2 protein-coding genes and 1 pseudogene are annotated in these 740 nt (G+C 61.5%); all 3 read left to right on the plus strand.

The annotated features are described in order from the left end of the window. Window positions 1–143, plus strand: a pseudogene (locus tag RA19_RS27585) (histone deacetylase family protein); the annotation flags it as partial. Further along, window positions 140–382: an exodeoxyribonuclease VII small subunit gene (locus RA19_RS25255; RefSeq protein WP_019297546.1), complete on the plus strand. Its 243-nt coding sequence runs from the start codon at window positions 140–142 to the stop codon at window positions 380–382. The pseudogene RA19_RS27585 and the gene RA19_RS25255, both read left to right, overlap by 4 nt. A 3-nt stretch (window positions 383–385) precedes the next feature. Next, window positions 386–740 (plus strand): polyprenyl synthetase family protein (locus tag RA19_RS25260; RefSeq protein ID WP_039168646.1); only part of this gene is annotated, 355 nt, incomplete at its 3' end.

Here is a 740-nt window from a genome sequence, read left to right on the forward strand (position 1 = left end):
GGATCACCGCCGAGCTATGTAAACTCGCAAGTGAACTCTGCCAGGGCCGTATCGTCTCGACTTTGGAAGGCGGATATGATCTGAACGCGCTCGCAGCCGCAACCCGCGCGCATGTGGAAGAATTGATGAAGGCACCGGCATGACTGAGACCCCCGTAGACCAGATGAGCTTTGAACAGGCGATGCGCGAGCTGGAAGGCGTGGTGGACCAGCTGGAGCGCGGCGACGTAGCGCTGGATGCCTCGATTGCTCTCTATGAACGCGGCGCGGCGCTGAAGAAACGCTGCGAGGATGAGCTGAAGCGCGCCGAGGAAAAGGTTGCCGCCATTACGCTGGACGCCAACGGCACCCCCAAAGGCACCCAGCCGCTGGACGCCGGCTAAACCATGACCGCCGCAGACACCCAGTCTTTCCTTGAAAATGCGCGCCCTTTTGCAGAGGCGCTGAAAGACGCGCAAGGCCAGATCACCGCACATATGGAGATGCGGCTGGCGGGCAGTGACGAGCTGCACGCGGCGATGCGTTATGCCATCACCGGCGGCAAGATGCTGCGCGGTTTCCTGGTTCTGGAAAGCGCCCGTCTGCACGGCGTCCCGACTGAAGCTGCAATTGAAGCTGCACTCGCCATCGAATGCATTCATGCCTACTCGCTGGTGCATGACGACCTGCCTTGCATGGACGACGACGACCTGCGCCGCGGCCAGCCCACTGTTCACATGAAATGGGATGAGGCGATGGCGG

Origin of the sequence: Leisingera sp. ANG-M1, from assembly GCF_000813745.1 — a bacterium.
Lineage (GTDB): Bacteria > Pseudomonadota > Alphaproteobacteria > Rhodobacterales > Rhodobacteraceae > Leisingera.